Genomic DNA, 14,204 nt, shown 5'->3' with positions numbered 1-14,204 from the left:
CCGCTTGAACGCCAACGGTCAGGATCAACTTAGGGGGTCCGTATCAGTCACTGATACGGGGGGCAGGGCGTCGGAGCACGTCTGAGACAATTGATCGCGTGATCTCCCGTATCGATCTGCGCGGCGCCGCCTTCCCGGACGGCGGCATCGACCGCGACCTGCTGCCCCGTGCCGAGCTGGACGTCGAGGCCGCCCTGGAGAAGGTGCGGCCCATCTGCGACGACGTACGCCATCGCGGCACCGCTGCACTGATCGAGTACGCGCATCGGTTCGACGGCGTGACCATGGAGCGGGTGCGGGTGCCCGCCGAGGAGCTGACCCGCGCCCTTCAGGAGCTGGACCCGGCCGTCCGCGAGGCCCTGGAGGAGTCCATCCGGCGGGCCCGGCTGGTCCACCGGGAGCAGCGGCGCGCCGACCACACCACGCAGGTCGTGCCGGGCGGCACGGTCACCGAGCGCTGGGTGCCCGTCGAGCGGGTCGGGCTGTACGCACCGGGCGGGCGGTCCGTCTATCCGTCGTCCGTGGTGATGAACGTGGTGCCCGCGCAGGAGGCCGGGGTCGCCTCCATGGCCGTCGCCTCCCCGCCGCAGGCCGAGTTCGGCGGGCTGCCGCACCCCACCATCCTGGCGGCCTGCGCGCTGCTCGGCGTCGACGAGGTGTACGCGGCGGGCGGCGCCCAGGCGGTCGCCATGTTCGCGTACGGCACCGAGGAGTGCCGTCCGGCCGCGATGGTCACCGGGCCCGGCAACATCTGGGTCGCCGCCGCCAAGCGGCTGCTCAAGGGCCGCATCGGCATCGACGCCGAGGCCGGGCCGACCGAGATCGCGATCCTCGCCGACTCCACCGCCGACCCGGTGCACGTCGCCGCGGACCTGATCAGCCAGGCCGAGCACGACCCGCTGGCCGCCTCGGTGCTGGTCACCGACTCCGAGGAGCTGGCGGCCGCGGTCGAGAAGGAGCTGGCGGTCCAGGTCGCGGCCACCAAGCACGTCGAGGACCGCATCGCCCCGGCGCTGGCCGGGCGGCAGTCCGGCATCGTGCTGGTCGACGGCCTCGACCAGGGCCTCGCGGTGGTCGACGCGTACGCGGCCGAGCACCTGGAGATCCAGACCGAGGACGCGGCGGCGGTCGCGGCCCGGGTGCGCAACGCCGGGGCGATCTTCGTCGGCGCGTACGCACCGGTGTCGCTCGGCGACTACGCGGCGGGCTCCAACCACGTCCTGCCCACCGGCGGCTGCGCCTGTCACTCCTCCGGCCTCTCGGTGCAGTCCTTCCTGCGCGGGATCCACGTCGTGGACTACACCCGCGAGGCGCTGGCCGAGGTCGCGGGCCATGTGGTGACGCTCGCCGACGCGGAGGATCTGCCCGCACACGGCGCGGCGGTGAAGGCACGGTTCGACTGGAAGGTACCTGGGAGCAAGTGACCGGGATTGACGATCTCCCCATCCGGGACGAGCTGCGCGGCAAGTCCCCGTACGGCGCGCCGCAGCTGGACGTACCCGTACGGCTGAACACCAACGAGAACCCCTATCCGCTCCCCGAGCCACTGGTGGAGCGGATCGCCGAGCGGGTCGCCGAGGCGGCCCGCCTGCTCAACCGCTACCCTGACCGGGACGCGGTCGAGCTGCGCACCGAGCTGGCCCGCTACCTCACCCGTACGGCGGGTCTCGCGGTGGGACCCGAGCAGGTATGGGCGGCCAACGGCTCCAACGAGGTGCTGCAGCAGCTGCTCCAGACCTTCGGCGGGCCCGGGCGCACCGCGATCGGCTTCGAGCCGTCGTACTCGATGCACGCGCTGATCTCGCGCGGCACCGGCACCGGCTGGATCTCCGGCCCGCGGCACGCCGACTTCACCATCGACGTCGAGGCCGCCTGCGCGGAGATCGCCGAGCGCAGGCCCGACGTCGTCTTCATCACCTCGCCGAACAACCCGACCGGCACCGCCGTCGAGGCCGAGACGGTGCTCGCGCTGTACGAGGCGGCGCAGGCCGCCAAGCCGTCGCTGGTGGTCGTGGACGAGGCGTACGCCGAGTTCAGCCACCGCCCGTCGCTGCTGCCGCTGATCGAGGGACGGCCCCATCTGGTGCTCTCCCGGACGATGTCCAAGGCGTTCGGCGCCGCCGGGCTGCGGCTCGGCTACCTCGCCGCCGACCCGGCCGTGGTCGACGCCGTCCAGCTCGTCCGGCTGCCGTACCACCTGTCCGCCGTCACCCAGGCCACCGCGCTGGCCGCCCTGGAGTACACCGATACGCTGCTCGGGTACGTCGACGCGCTCAAGACCGAGCGCGACCGGCTGGTGCGGGAGCTGCGCGCCATTGGCTGCGACGTGACCGACTCGGACGCCAACTTTGTCCAGTTCGGACGCTTCGAGGACGCCCACGCTGCCTGGCAGACCCTGCTGGACCACGGCGTCCTGGTCCGGGACAACGGCGTACCGGGCAGACTGCGGGTCACCGCGGGCACCCCGACCGAGAACGACGCGTTCCTCGACGCGGTTCGCGAGCTGATGAAGGAGACGAGCGCATGACCCGCGTGGGCCGCGTGGAGCGCACCACCAAGGAGACCTCGGTCGTCGTCGAGATCGATCTCGACGGCACCGGTCAGGTCGACGTCGCGACCGGCGTCGGCTTCTACGACCACATGCTCGACCAGCTCGGCCGCCACGGCCTCTTCGACCTCACGGTCAAGACCGAGGGCGACCTGCACATCGACACCCACCACACCATCGAGGACACCGCCCTCGCGCTCGGCGCCGCCTTCAAGCAGGCGCTCGGCGACAAGGTGGGCATCTACCGCTTCGGCAACTGCACCGTGCCGCTGGACGAGTCGCTGGCCCAGGTGACCGTCGACCTCTCCGGCCGCCCGTACCTCGTGCACACCGAGCCGGAGAACATCGCGCCGATGATCGGCACGTACGACACCACGATGACCCGGCACATCCTGGAGTCCTTCGTCGCCCAGGCGCAGATCGCCCTGCACGTCCACGTGCCGTACGGGCGCAACGCGCACCACATCGTGGAGTGCCAGTTCAAGGCGCTCGCCCGGGCGCTGCGGTACGCGAGCGAGCGCGACCCGCGGGCCGCCGGAATCCTCCCCTCCACGAAGGGCGCCCTCTGAATGAACGGGCTGTCGACCGTTTTCATCCTGCTCGGGCTGTTCCTTCTCGGCGGAGTCATCTCCTTCGCCAAGCAGGGGCTGCCCAAGGGCGTGATCGTGCTGCTGGGAGTGGGTGCCACGATGGCGCTGCTGGCCGGGATCCTGCGGCTGGAGGTCTGGAATTGAGCAGCAGCGCCAGGAAAGTGGTCGTCTTCGACTACGGCTTCGGCAATGTCCGCTCCGCCGAACGGGCCCTCGCCCACGTCGGCGCGGACGTCGAGATCAGCCGCGACTACGACAAGGCCATGGCCGCCGACGGTCTCCTCGTCCCCGGTGTCGGCGCCTTCAGCGCCTGCATGAAGGGGCTGCGCGAGGTGCGCGGCGACTGGATCGTGGGCCGTCGGCTGGCCGGTGGCCGCCCGGTCATGGGCATCTGCGTCGGCATGCAGATCCTCTTCGGCCGCGGCATCGAGCACGGCATCGAGGCCGAGGGCCTGGACGAATGGCCCGGCACCGTCGAACCGCTGCGCGCCCCCGTCGTCCCCCACATGGGCTGGAACACGGTCACCGCGCCCGGCGACTCGCGGCTCTTCGCGGGACTGGACAAGGGCGAGCGCTACTACTTCGTGCACTCCTACGCGGTCCGCACCTGGGAGCTGGAAGTCAGCAACCCGCACATGACCGGCCCGAAGGTCAGCTGGACGACGCACGGCGAGCCGTTCGTGGCCGCCGTGGAGAACGGCCCGCTGTGGGCCACCCAGTTCCACCCCGAGAAGTCCGGCGACGCCGGGGCCCGCCTGCTGCGCAACTGGCTCGACACGCTCTGACCGGCCCGCCCCGCCCGCACCCGCCCGCTCCGTCCTCACCGTAAGGTTCCCGCATGCCAACGCACCGCCTCGAACTCCTCCCCGCCGTCGACGTCCGCGACGGCCAGGCCGTCCGCCTCGTCCACGGCGAGTCCGGCTCCGAGACGTCGTACGGTGACCCGATGGAGGCCGCCCTCGCCTGGCAGCGGGCAGGAGCCGAGTGGCTGCACCTGGTGGACCTCGACGCCGCCTTCGGCACCGGCGACAACCGCGAGCAGATCGCCCAGGTCGCCCGCGCCATGGACCTCAAGGTCGAACTGTCCGGCGGCATCCGCGACGACGCCTCGCTCACCGCGGCCCTCGCCACCGGCTGCACCCGCGTCAACCTCGGCACCGCCGCCCTGGAGACCCCCGAGTGGGTCGCCAAGGTCATCGCCGAGCACGGCGACAAGATCGCCGTCGGCCTCGACGTCCGCGGCACCACCCTGCGCGGCCGCGGCTGGACCCGCGACGGCGGCGACCTGTACGAAACCCTCGCCCGCCTCGACTCCGAGGGCTGCGCCCGGTACGTCGTCACCGACATCGCCAAGGACGGCACCCTCCAGGGCCCCAACCTGGAGCTGCTGCGAGGCGTCTGCGCCGCCACGGACAAGCCCGTCGTCGCCTCCGGCGGCGTTTCCTCGCTCGACGACCTGCGCGCCCTTGCGACCCTGGTACCGGAAGGTGTCGAGGGCGCCATCGTGGGCAAGGCGCTCTACGCCAAGGCGTTCACCTTGGAAGAGGCGTTGGAGGCGGTATCCGCATGACCTCACCCGATAGCTCAGCCGACACGTCGTCCGGGACGACCGGGCGGCGGGTCCAGACCGGCAGCCCCTGGGAGGAGAGCATCGGCTTCGCCCGGGCCGTCGAGGCCGGGGACCTGGTGGTCGTCTCCGGGACCATGCCGCTCGCGGAGCACGGCGTACTGGAGGGCGAGGGCGACCCGTACGAGCAGACCCACGCCGCCTTCCGGCACGCCCTCGACGCGCTGAAGGAGTTCGGCCTCGGCGTCGAATCGGTCATCCGCACCCGCATGTACCTCACCCACGCCCGCGACGTGGACGCGGTGGGCCGCGCCCACAAGGAGATCTTCGACGCCGTACGCCCCGCCGCGACCCTCGTCGTGGTGTCCGGCTTCGTCGACTCGCGCGTGCTGGTGGAAGTAGAACTGGAAGCATTCCGAGGAGCCCGAACGTCATGACCCTGGCGGTCCGAGTCATCCCCTGCCTGGACGTGGACAACGGCCGGGTCGTCAAGGGCGTCAACTTCCAGAACCTGCGGGACGCAGGTGACCCCGTCGAAATGGCCCGGATCTACGGCCAGGAAGGCGCCGACGAGCTGACCTTCCTCGACATCACCGCCTCCTCCGGCGACCGCGAGACCACCTACGACGTGGTGCGCCGCACCGCCGAGCAGGTCTTCATCCCGCTGACCGTCGGCGGCGGCGTCCGCACCCCCGAGGACGTCGACAAGCTGCTGCGCGCCGGGGCGGACAAGGTCGGCGTCAATACCGCCGCCATCGCCCGCCCGGACCTCATCCGCGAGATCGCCGAGCGCTTCGGCAGCCAGGTCCTCGTCCTGTCGGTCGACGCCCGCCGCGTCCCGTCCGGCACCGAGACCGCGTCCGGCTACGAGGTCACCACCCACGGCGGCCGCCGCGGCACCGGCATCGACGCCGTCGAATGGGCCCACCGCGCGGCCGAGCTGGGCGCCGGGGAGATCCTGCTGAACTCGATGGACGCGGACGGCACCAAGGACGGCTACGACACCGCGATGATCGAGGCCGTCCGCAAGCACGTCACCATCCCCGTCATCGCCAGCGGCGGCGCGGGCAGGCTCGACGACTTCGCCCCGGCGGTCGAGGCGGGCGCGGACGCGGTGCTGGCCGCCTCCGTCTTCCACTTCGGCGACCTGCGCATCGGCGAGGTCAAGGGCGCGCTGCGGGACGCGGGGCACCCGGTCCGCTGAGACACGTAAGCGCGGCGGGGGCCACCTTTACCGGTGGCCCCCGCTTCATGCTCCGATCACTTGGTGGCCTGCGGCCGCTCGCGGTAGTGGTCGACGATCCCGTGCTCCAGAAGGGCGTACTCCGACAGGACGTCGCCCTTCTTGCCCGCCGCGAAGTCCCTTGTCCGGTATTGGCGCTCACCGAGGTAGGCGAGGCTGTCCCGGTCGAAGATCCACTCGTTCGCGACCCACGTCCGCTTGTCGACGCGGGCGATGCCGAACCCGTGGCGGCCCGCCGCGTCCACCGCGTCCTCGTGCCGCGTCACCCCGGGGATCTTCGCGACGGCCTTGTACAGCGCGGCGGCGTTCTCCGGCGGCATCACATCGCCCAGGAACCGACCGATCTGGTCGAAGACGGCCTGCTCCTTCTCCTGTCCGTCTTCCACCTCGGTCATCCGGGACAGCTCCTTGAGCAGGACGTCCGGGTCGGTCGGCAGGGCCGCCAGCCACTGGTACGTGGGGCGGTCGATGCCCGCTGGAGACCCGCCCAGTTCGTATGCGTTGCGGTAGCTCCCGTTCTCATACGCCTCGCCGGTCTTGTGGATTCGCTTCACCTGCTGCGAGCTCCATGTCTCGCTCTCGCTCCGCGGTTCCAGCTTGGAGGCGCCGTTCTCCTGCATCTCGGCCCCGGCCCCGACGCTCTTGGCGTAGGCGAACTGATCCTGGCGCACCGGCTGGACGTCCGACTTCGCCGCGGTCCCCGCGAGCCGGTCGAGCAGGACGGTGGCGGTCTCGCGCGGCTGGGCGGTTGCGTCGCCGGACGCCCCGCCCCCGGTGAAGGCGACGGCCAGCGCCGCGGCCAGCGCCAGCCCCGCGGCGGGCATCAGCACGGCCGGGCGCAGCAGCCGCGGCCGGGCCTTCGGGGCGGGGGTCGTCTTCCGGTCGGCGGCGTCGTTATCGATGAGCTGCATCAAACGGTCCTTGTGGTGGAGGTACGGAGTGGAGGGCACGTCCCGGTCGGCCGGGACGGGAGGAAGCAGCCGGGCGAGTTCCTCGCACGCGGTGTCCTCGTACGCGGCGTCCTCGCGCTCGGGCCTCATCGGGGGTCCTCCTGAAACTCCTGAAACGGCAGGGCCGCGAACGCGGCCTCGCGCTGTACCTCTCCGTGACGGCGGGGCGGTTCCGTCGTTTCCCGCTTTTCGTTCTTCTCCTCCGCGAGCCGCTGTTCGGCGAGCTTGCGCAGCCGGGCGCGGGCCCGGGACAGCCGGGAGCGGACCGTCCCCACGGGAATCCCCATCGCCTCGGCCGCCTGCGCGTAGTCCAGCCCGGACCACACGCACAGCGCCAGCACCTCCTGCTCGCCGCGCCGCAGTCGGCCGTACACCTCGCGCACGGCGGCCAGTTGGCGGGCGTCGTCGATCCGGCCCGCGGCCTCGTCGGCGAAGTCCGCCACCGGGGCGGGCGCGGGACGCCGGGCGAGAAAGGCCAGCCGCCGTCCGACGCCGCGATTGGCGTTCCGCGCCTTGTTCGTCGCCACGCCCAGCAACCACGGCTTCAACGTGCCGTCGCCCGGCTCCAGTCGCTTCCGCCCGCGCCAGGCGTCGAGGAACGTATCCCCCATCACCTCCTCCGCGACCGACCAGTTGCCGGTCAGCCGGAAGGCATGGTTGTAGACGCTCCGGGCGTGCTCCTCGTACAGCTCCGCGAACGCCGCGCGGTCACCGGCCCGTATCCGTTCGCGCAGACCCTCAGTCATCTCGTTTACACCTCACACCCGTGCCTCTCCGCACGAGGTGTGAGGTTCCCGTGACCTGCGCCACAAGGGGGGGGGCTCAGTCACCCACCCGGATCGTTGGCTCGTGGCGGACGGGGAAGTTGACCGAGTTGGCGATGAAGCACGTCCGGTGCGCGTCGCGGTGTGCCGACCGGGCCTGCTCCAGCATCCCCCCGTCCGCGACGGTGACTACCGGATGCAGCACCACCTCGGTGAAGGCGCCCGCCCGTCGCCCCGGTAGCCACTGCCGGTCCCGGTCCCGGTGTCGCCGGTCCAGCGGACGGTGGTGCGGTAACTGTGGCAGTGGCGGAAGCGGTGATCTCCCCTGGGGCCTCGTATCATGGAAGGACTAGTACGTTCTAGTACCGGAGGACGGTAGAGCGGGAACGGGGAGCCGGTCAAGAGATCGATATGCTCGGACGCGGGTCGGCCAGGGCGCCGGCCAGGGCGTTGGCCAGGAGATTGGCCAGGACGGCGTCCCGGGTGGCGTTTCGGCAGGGCGGGAGTGACGGGAGTGACCGAGGAGGCGGGCGGCACGCGGCCGACCATGGCCGATGTGGCGCGGGCCGCCGGTATCTCCACCGCGCTGGTCTCGATCGTGATCCGCGGCGTACCGGGAGCCAGTGACGCCACCCGCAAGCGCGTGCTGAAGATCGCCGACGAGATGGGCTACGTCCCCGACCAGCGCGCCCGCAAGCTGCGCCAGAGCAGTTCACGGCTGCTCGGCGTCACCTTCGAACTCCAGCAGCCCTTCCACGGCGACCTCGTGGAACAGCTCTACGCCGCCGCGGCCCGGCGCGGCTACGACGTGACGCTCAGCGCCGTGGCGCCCAGCCGCGAGGAGGCCACCGCGGTCGGCGCCCTGCTGCGCGAGCGGTGCGAGGCGGCCATCCTGCTGGGCAGCAGGCTCGGTACGGAGGAGCTGACCCGGCTGGCCGGCCGGCTGCCGACGCTGCTGGTCGCCCGCCGCACCGATGTACCGGGCGTGGGCGTCGTACGCGGCGACGACCACGCGGGCGTCGCGCTCGCCGTCGACCACCTCGCCGCCCTCGGCCACCGGCGCATCGCGCACATCGACGGGGCCGGGGCGCCCGGAAGCTCCGACCGGCGGCTCGGCTTCCTGGAGGCCATGGGGAGGCACGGGCTCCAGGACTCGGCCGAGGTGCTGGCCGGTGGGCTCACCGAGAATGCGGGCGCGCAGGGCATGCGCTATCTGCTGGCCCGCGACACCCCGCCCACGGCCGTCGTCGCCTTCAACGACCGGTGCGCCACGGGCGTGCTGGACGTCCTGGGGCGGGAGGGGCGCGCGGTTCCCGGGGAGATCTCGGTGGTCGGGTACGACGACTCGCGGCTGGCCAAGTTCCCGCATGTGCGGATGACGACGGTGTCGCAGGACGCGTCGCGGCTCGCGGAGGCCGCGGTGAGCGGGGCGCTGGATCTCGTCGCGGGCCGGGAGGCGGCCGAGAGCGTGTTCGCGCCCCACCTGGTGGAGCGCACCACCACCGGCCCGGCCCCGGTGGCAGAGAGTTAGAACGTACTAGCCACCCGGCTGGAGCGGCGGGTCCTCGATGTCCTGGCGGATGAGCCACTGGACGAACGTGCGCCCCTCCGGGGTCATATGGGCCTCGCCCTCGCGCTGCAGCAGATAGTGGGCCTGGCGCAGCGGCACCAGACGGTCGTGGAGGACGACGAGCCGCCCGTCGCGGACCGCGGCGCGGGCGAAGCGTTCGGGGATCAGGGCGCAGTGCAGCCCGGACGCGGCGAACTGGGTCGCGGCCACGGTGGTGTCGAGCGTGATGGTCGCCTCCGCGCCCCGCGGGGGCGGCGGCGTGTGCGGGAACAGCCGCTGCCAGAGGTCGTCGTAGCCGATGACGTGCACCCGCGGCCGGTGCTCCAGATCGGCGGGCCCGGTCAGCGGCCCGTACGCCTCCAGATGGGCGGGGGAGCCGACCACCACGGCCTGGTCCTCGTGCAGCAGATCGGCGGTGAACCCGGCCCAGCGGCCGTTGCCGTGACGGATCTCCAGATCCACCTCGTGCGGCGGGACCTCGTTGGCCCAGATCGCGGTCACCACCCGCAGATCGATGTGCGGATAGTCGTCATGGAACTCCTGGAGGCGGGGCACCAGCCAGGTCATGGCGTACGAGACCTGCACCCGCACGGTCAGCCGTCCGCGCCCGGCGGCCGAGCCGAACAGCCCGCTGGTGCCCGCCGACAGATCGTCGAACGCGCCCCGGACGGTGGGCAGATACGCCTGGCCCATCGGTGTCAGCCGGATGCTGCGTGCCTGGCGCTCGAACAGGGCGATCCCCAGCCGCGTCTCCAGCACCCGGATGCGCTGGCTGACCGCCGACGCCGACAGGCCCAGCTCATCGGCGGCCGCCGCGATGCTGCCGAGGCGCGCGGTCGCCTCGTAGGCCAGCAGTCCGGGCAGCGGAGGCAGGGGCGTACGCACGTTCGGTGACGCTACGCGGCGCCGGACCGGCCGGGCAATGGCGAGCGACACATTTCGGGGGTCTCAGGCCCCTGCCGACAGGTTTGACGGGCACTTCCCGGCGCTCGGAGACTGTCGGCATGGCCTACCTCCTCCTTCTGGCCGCCATCACTGTCGAATTGATCGGCACGAGTCTCCTCAAATCCACCGCGGGCTTCTCCCGCCCCGGACCCACCCTTGCCTGCCTCGCCTCGTACGCGGTGGCGTGCTTCCTGCTGGCGCGCGCGATCCACGACGGGATGCAGGTCGGCGTGGGGTACGCACTCTGGTCGGGTCTCGGGACGGCCCTCATCGTGGTGATCGGTCTGCTCTTCCTGGGCGAACCGCTCACCGCGGCGAAGGCGCTGGGCGTGGCCCTCGTGATCGGCGGCGTCGTCACCCTCAACCTCGGCAGCGCGCAGTGACGCCGGGCAGCGCCGACGGTCCTCCGGCCGGGGCTCAGATGCCGAGCTTGGCGTCCTGCACCGCGGCCACCGCTTCCTTATCGCCGTCCAGTTCGACCCGGGCCGCCTTCTGCCGCCCGTACAGGAACAGCGCCAGCTCGCCGGGCTCGCCGGTCGCGGTGACCACCGGGACGCCGCGGTGGGCGACCGCGGTACGGCCGTCCGGGCGCCGCAGCACGAGGCCGACCGGGGACTTGCGGCCGAACACCCGCGCGACCCGCTCGATGCGGGACCACAGCGCGTCGGCGAAGACCGGGTCGATCTCGCGCGGCGTCCAGTCCGGCCGGGCGCGGCGGACGTCCTCGGCGTGGACGTAGAACTCGACCGTGTTGGCCGCCTCGTCCACCTGCTTCATCGCGAACGGCGACATACGCGGCGGGCCGGTGCGGAAGAGCTGCACCAGCTCCTCGTACGGCTTCGCGGTGAACTCGGCCTGCACCCGGGTCAGCCGCTGGGCCAGTGGCTTGATCACCAGGCCACCGGCCGCGTCGGCGCGGCGCTCGCGCACCACGAGATGGGCCGCCAGATCACGGGTGGTCCAGCCCTCGCACAGCGTCGGGGCGTCGGGGCCCGCGTTCTCCAAGAGATCGGCGAGGAGCAGGCGTTCGCGCTTCGCGTGAGTGGACATACCGCCCACCCTACGACCGACGCCCGCCGCCCGCCATGAGAAGGCGCCCCGAAGGCGCTACTCGGGTCCGGGTTACTCGGGTATCGGCTCGCGCAGTTTGGCGCCGTCCTTGCCGGTGCTCACCGTCAGCGCGCACGAGACCCGGTTCTTGCCGTGCTCCGTGTACGTGCCCAGGGCCGGGTAGAACGCGTAGTAGTAATACTCCCGGCCGTCGTTGGGGACGCTCTCCAGCCGCTTCTCGGCATCCGTCGCGCACAGCGAGAGCGACTTGCGCTGGATCGCCTGTTCGGAGGAGAAGTCCCCCCTCAGCTTCTGGTTGGTGATGACCTCGCCGTCGTGCGCGCGGTCGCACGAGCGCTTCTCGACCTTCGTCACGCTGCTGTCCATCGCCGGATGGTCGAAGCAGGTGCCCGGCTTGAGCACGACGTACGGCATCTTGCGGCCGGACGCGGCGGGGTCCGAGGCGTCGGCTGACGGGGCGGCCTGGTCGTCCCCGCCGCCCAGCGGCGCGCCCTGGCCCGGGTCCTCCGAACCCGCCGGGGCGGACGCGGCGCCCGACGGCGACGAGAGCGGGCGGTCCGAGGCGGACGGGGCGGCGGCCGCCGTGTCGCCGCCGCCGTCGTCATCCCGCGCGCCGAAGAAGGCCACCCCGGCGACCACCGCCAGGCCCACCGCCACACCGGTCACGATCGCCGCGGTCCTGGACCGGCCGGTGCCGGGCGGCGGCCCGGCCGGGAGCGGCGTGGGCGGCATGGGCGGCGGGGGCGGTCCGAAGCCGCCGCGGAGCGCGGGCGGACCGGGCTGGCCCGGCTGTACCGGCTGACCCGGGTCGACCGGCGGTCCGAAACCCTCCTGCGGTGACTGCTGCGGCTCCTGCGGCTGCGGCGGCGGACCAAACCCCCCGCCGTTTCCAGGCCGGTTGGGGTCATGCGACGGCGGCGGAAACGTCATGCCCGAAGCATGCCCCATCGCCGCCGTCTCCCGACCATCGGGCCCGGCCATTTCAGCGGGCGATCAGCGGGCGGGAGGATCACCCGCCGGGACGTGCAGAATGGTCGCATGACCGGCTCCGATCGTCCCTCCGCCCTCGACCCGGCCATCGCCGCCCGCCTCAAGCGCGGCGCCGACGGCCTCGTCCCCGCCATCGCCCAGCAGTACGACACCGGCGAGGTGCTGATGCTCGGCTGGATGGACGACGAGGCGCTGCACCGCACCCTCACCACCGGCCGCTGCACCTACTGGAGCCGCAGCCGCGGGGAGTACTGGGTCAAGGGCGACACCTCGGGCCACATCCAGCTGGTCAAGTCCGTCGCGCTCGACTGCGACGGCGACACCGTGCTCGTCCGGGTCGACCAGACCGGCGCCGCCTGCCACACCGGCGACCGCACCTGCTTCGACGCCGACGTCCTCCCGCTGGGCCAGTAGCCCCGTACCGCCCGAAGATCGCCCACTAGGCTCCCCAGCCATGACCCAGGACGCCATCACGATGGACCTCGAGACCTTCCGCAAGCTGGCGGCCGACCGCCGCGTCATCCCCGTCACCCGCAAGCTGCTCGCGGACGGCGACACCCCGGTGGGCCTCTATCGCAAACTCGCCGCCGAGCGCCCCGGCACCTTCCTGCTCGAGTCCGCCGAGAACGGCCGCTCCTGGTCCCGCTACTCCTTCGTCGGAGTCCGCAGCGCCGCCACCCTCACCGAGCGCGACGGCCGCACCCACTGGCTGGGCACCCCGCCCGTCGGCGTCCCCACCGAGGGCGACCCGCTCGCCGCGCTGCGCGCCACGGTCGAAACCCTGCACACCCCGCGTGACCTGGGCGGCCTCGTCCAGCTGCCGCCCTTCACCGGCGGCATGGTCGGTTACCTCGGCTACGACGTCGTCCGCCGCCTGGAGAAGATCGGCGAGCACGGGCGCGACGATCTGCGGCTCCCCGAGCTGACCATGCTGCTCACCTCGGACCTCGCCGTCCTCGACCACTGGGACGGCACCGTGCTGCTGATCGCCAACGCGATCAACCACAACGATCTCGACACCGGCGTGGACGAGGCGTACGCGGACGCCGTGGCCCGGCTCGACGCGATGGCCGCCGACCTCGTACGGCCCGTCCCCACCGACCCCAAAGCCCTGCCCCCCTCCGAGGTGCCCGAGTACACCGCGCTGTGGGGCGGCGAGGACTTCATGGGGGCCGTGGACGACATCAAGGAGCGCATCCGCGCGGGCGAGGCATTCCAGGTCGTCCCCTCGCAGCGCTTCGAGACGCCCTGCTCGGCCAGCGCGCTCGACGTCTACCGGGTGCTGCGGGCCACCAACCCCAGCCCCTATATGTATCTCTTCCGCTTCGACGGCTTCGACGTGGTGGGCTCCAGCCCCGAGGCGCTGGTCAAGGTCGAGGACGGCGGCGCGATGCTGCACCCCATCGCGGGCACCCGCCCCCGCGGCGCCACCCCGCAGGAGGACGCCGCCCTCGCCGAGGAGCTGATGGCCGACCCCAAGGAGCGGGCCGAGCATCTGATGCTGGTCGACCTCGGCCGCAACGACCTGGGGCGGGTCTGCGAGCCCGGCAGCGTCGAGGTGGTCGACTTCATGTCGGTCGAGCGCTACAGCCATGTCATGCACATCGTCTCCACCGTCACCGGCAAGCTGGCGGAGGGGCGCACCGCCTTCGACGTCCTCACCGCCTGCTTCCCCGCCGGGACGCTCTCCGGCGCCCCCAAGCCGCGCGCGATGCAGATCATCGAGGAGCTGGAGCCGAGCCGCCGCGGGCTGTACGGCGGCTGCGTCGGCTACCTCGACTTCGCGGGCGACTCCGACACCGCCATCGCCATCCGCACCGCGCTGCTGCGCGAGGGCACGGCGTACGTCCAGGCCGGAGCCGGTGTCGTCGCCGACTCCGACCCGGTGGCCGAGGATGCGGAGTGCCGCAACAAGGCGGCGGCGGTACTGCGCGCGGTACACGCGGCGAACCGCCTGGGCTAGCCC

Annotated in this window: 18 protein-coding genes; 12 read left to right on the top strand and 6 right to left on the bottom strand. The window is 72.2% G+C overall.

Annotated elements, in window-relative coordinates:
* Nucleotides 1–98 precede the first annotated feature (98 nt).
* Genes hisD through hisF form a run of 8 tightly spaced genes read left to right on the top strand, consistent with a single transcriptional unit; the run spans nt 99 to nt 5,909 of the window.
* Entirely contained in the window at nt 99–1,424 is a 1,326-nt protein-coding gene (hisD, locus tag ACZ59A_RS01455; RefSeq protein WP_470952048.1) for a histidinol dehydrogenase, read from the top strand.
* Complete coding sequence (locus ACZ59A_RS01450; protein WP_470952045.1) at nt 1,421–2,527, top strand: histidinol-phosphate transaminase; 1,107 nt, start codon at nt 1,421–1,423, stop codon at nt 2,525–2,527. Before hisD ends, ACZ59A_RS01450 begins: the two co-directional genes overlap by 4 nt.
* Nucleotides 2,524–3,117: an imidazoleglycerol-phosphate dehydratase HisB gene (gene hisB / locus ACZ59A_RS01445; protein WP_470952042.1), complete on the top strand. Its 594-nt coding sequence runs from the start codon at nt 2,524–2,526 to the stop codon at nt 3,115–3,117. Before ACZ59A_RS01450 ends, hisB begins: the two co-directional genes overlap by 4 nt.
* Complete coding sequence (locus tag ACZ59A_RS01440) at nt 3,118–3,282, top strand: hypothetical protein (RefSeq protein WP_009718698.1); 165 nt, start codon at nt 3,118–3,120, stop codon at nt 3,280–3,282.
* On the top strand, nt 3,279–3,923 hold the full coding sequence (gene hisH, locus ACZ59A_RS01435) for an imidazole glycerol phosphate synthase subunit HisH (protein ID WP_470952040.1): 645 nt from the start codon (nt 3,279–3,281) through the stop codon (nt 3,921–3,923). Before ACZ59A_RS01440 ends, hisH begins: the two co-directional genes overlap by 4 nt.
* A 53-nt stretch (nt 3,924–3,976) precedes the next feature.
* A complete protein-coding gene (priA, locus tag ACZ59A_RS01430) occupies nt 3,977–4,708 on the top strand; it encodes a bifunctional 1-(5-phosphoribosyl)-5-((5-phosphoribosylamino)methylideneamino)imidazole-4-carboxamide isomerase/phosphoribosylanthranilate isomerase PriA (RefSeq protein WP_446461485.1) in 732 nt (243 codons plus the stop codon).
* Nucleotides 4,705–5,142 carry a RidA family protein gene (locus ACZ59A_RS01425; RefSeq protein ID WP_470952037.1) on the top strand — a complete coding sequence of 146 codons (438 nt, stop codon included), beginning with the start codon at nt 4,705–4,707 and terminating at the stop codon, nt 5,140–5,142. The genes priA and ACZ59A_RS01425 overlap by 4 nt, the downstream gene beginning before the upstream one ends.
* On the top strand, nt 5,139–5,909 hold the full coding sequence (hisF, locus tag ACZ59A_RS01420; RefSeq protein ID WP_470952035.1) for an imidazole glycerol phosphate synthase subunit HisF: 771 nt from the start codon (nt 5,139–5,141) through the stop codon (nt 5,907–5,909). Before ACZ59A_RS01425 ends, hisF begins: the two co-directional genes overlap by 4 nt.
* 56 nt (nt 5,910–5,965) lie before the next feature.
* Here the strand turns inward: hisF and ACZ59A_RS01415 are convergent, their stop codons facing one another.
* From ACZ59A_RS01415 to ACZ59A_RS01405, 3 genes are all read right to left on the bottom strand, one after another.
* Nucleotides 5,966–6,988 carry a CU044_5270 family protein gene (locus tag ACZ59A_RS01415; protein ID WP_470952032.1) on the bottom strand — a complete coding sequence of 341 codons (1,023 nt, stop codon included), beginning with the start codon at nt 6,986–6,988 and terminating at the stop codon, nt 5,966–5,968.
* Nucleotides 6,985–7,644 carry an RNA polymerase sigma factor gene (locus ACZ59A_RS01410; protein WP_470952029.1) on the bottom strand — a complete coding sequence of 220 codons (660 nt, stop codon included), beginning with the start codon at nt 7,642–7,644 and terminating at the stop codon, nt 6,985–6,987. The genes ACZ59A_RS01415 and ACZ59A_RS01410 overlap by 4 nt, the downstream gene beginning before the upstream one ends.
* A 76-nt stretch (nt 7,645–7,720) precedes the next feature.
* Complete coding sequence (locus ACZ59A_RS01405) at nt 7,721–7,867, bottom strand: OsmC family protein (protein WP_470952026.1); 147 nt, start codon at nt 7,865–7,867, stop codon at nt 7,721–7,723.
* A 309-nt stretch (nt 7,868–8,176) separates the two neighbouring features.
* Here ACZ59A_RS01405 and ACZ59A_RS01400 point away from each other — a divergent pair, with 309 nt between their 5' ends.
* On the top strand, nt 8,177–9,193 hold the full coding sequence (locus tag ACZ59A_RS01400; RefSeq protein ID WP_470952024.1) for a LacI family DNA-binding transcriptional regulator: 1,017 nt from the start codon (nt 8,177–8,179) through the stop codon (nt 9,191–9,193).
* Nucleotides 9,194–9,199: 6 nt separating this feature from the next.
* Here the strand turns inward: ACZ59A_RS01400 and ACZ59A_RS01395 are convergent, their stop codons facing one another.
* Nucleotides 9,200–10,117, bottom strand: coding sequence for a LysR substrate-binding domain-containing protein (locus ACZ59A_RS01395; RefSeq protein ID WP_470952021.1), 918 nt, complete (start codon nt 10,115–10,117; stop codon nt 9,200–9,202).
* Nucleotides 10,118–10,236: 119 nt separating this feature from the next.
* Here ACZ59A_RS01395 and ACZ59A_RS01390 point away from each other — a divergent pair, with 119 nt between their 5' ends.
* Nucleotides 10,237–10,560 carry a DMT family transporter gene (locus ACZ59A_RS01390; RefSeq protein ID WP_470952018.1) on the top strand — a complete coding sequence of 108 codons (324 nt, stop codon included), beginning with the start codon at nt 10,237–10,239 and terminating at the stop codon, nt 10,558–10,560.
* Between the two features lie 34 nt (nt 10,561–10,594).
* On the opposite strand, the gene ACZ59A_RS01385 is transcribed toward ACZ59A_RS01390, so the two are convergent.
* Together ACZ59A_RS01385 and ACZ59A_RS01380 are read right to left on the bottom strand one after the other, a co-directional pair.
* Nucleotides 10,595–11,227 (bottom strand): TIGR03085 family metal-binding protein, encoded by a 633-nt coding sequence (locus ACZ59A_RS01385; RefSeq protein ID WP_468041759.1) that lies wholly within the window; start codon nt 11,225–11,227, stop codon nt 10,595–10,597.
* Nucleotides 11,228–11,299: 72 nt separating this feature from the next.
* A complete protein-coding gene (locus ACZ59A_RS01380; RefSeq protein WP_470952015.1) occupies nt 11,300–12,178 on the bottom strand; it encodes a hypothetical protein in 879 nt (292 codons plus the stop codon).
* Nucleotides 12,179–12,286: 108 nt separating this feature from the next.
* On the opposite strand from ACZ59A_RS01380, the gene hisI reads away from it, so the two are divergent.
* Entirely contained in the window at nt 12,287–12,652 is a 366-nt protein-coding gene (gene hisI / locus ACZ59A_RS01375; protein WP_470952012.1) for a phosphoribosyl-AMP cyclohydrolase, read from the top strand.
* Nucleotides 12,653–12,713: 61 nt separating this feature from the next.
* The gene (locus tag ACZ59A_RS01370) at nt 12,714–14,201 is read left to right on the top strand and encodes an anthranilate synthase component I (protein WP_470954564.1); all 1,488 of its coding nucleotides are present in this window, start codon (nt 12,714–12,716) and stop codon (nt 14,199–14,201) included.
* The last annotated feature ends 3 nt before the right edge of the window (nt 14,202–14,204 follow it).

Source organism: Streptomyces sp. NPDC040405 (assembly GCF_055595765.1).
This window is presented reverse-complemented; position numbering and strand designations above follow the sequence as displayed.

What these genes read in the sequence shown, in the direction of transcription:
- hisB (WP_470952042.1), top strand. Translation starts at nt 2,524, where the DNA reads ATGACCCGCGTGGGCCGCGTGGAGCGCACCACCAAGGAGACCTCGGTC.
- ACZ59A_RS01440 (WP_009718698.1), top strand. Translation starts at nt 3,118, where the DNA reads ATGAACGGGCTGTCGACCGTTTTCATCCTGCTCGGGCTGTTCCTTCTC.
- priA (WP_446461485.1), top strand. Translation starts at nt 3,977, where the DNA reads ATGCCAACGCACCGCCTCGAACTCCTCCCCGCCGTCGACGTCCGCGAC.
- ACZ59A_RS01425 (WP_470952037.1), top strand. Translation starts at nt 4,705, where the DNA reads ATGACCTCACCCGATAGCTCAGCCGACACGTCGTCCGGGACGACCGGG.
- hisF (WP_470952035.1), top strand. Translation starts at nt 5,139, where the DNA reads ATGACCCTGGCGGTCCGAGTCATCCCCTGCCTGGACGTGGACAACGGC.
- ACZ59A_RS01415 (WP_470952032.1), bottom strand. Translation starts at nt 6,988, where the DNA reads ATGAGGCCCGAGCGCGAGGACGCCGCGTACGAGGACACCGCGTGCGAG.
- ACZ59A_RS01410 (WP_470952029.1), bottom strand. Translation starts at nt 7,644, where the DNA reads ATGACTGAGGGTCTGCGCGAACGGATACGGGCCGGTGACCGCGCGGCG.
- ACZ59A_RS01390 (WP_470952018.1), top strand. Translation starts at nt 10,237, where the DNA reads ATGGCCTACCTCCTCCTTCTGGCCGCCATCACTGTCGAATTGATCGGC.
- ACZ59A_RS01385 (WP_468041759.1), bottom strand. Translation starts at nt 11,227, where the DNA reads ATGTCCACTCACGCGAAGCGCGAACGCCTGCTCCTCGCCGATCTCTTG.
- ACZ59A_RS01380 (WP_470952015.1), bottom strand. Translation starts at nt 12,178, where the DNA reads ATGACGTTTCCGCCGCCGTCGCATGACCCCAACCGGCCTGGAAACGGC.
- hisI (WP_470952012.1), top strand. Translation starts at nt 12,287, where the DNA reads ATGACCGGCTCCGATCGTCCCTCCGCCCTCGACCCGGCCATCGCCGCC.
- ACZ59A_RS01370 (WP_470954564.1), top strand. Translation starts at nt 12,714, where the DNA reads ATGGACCTCGAGACCTTCCGCAAGCTGGCGGCCGACCGCCGCGTCATC.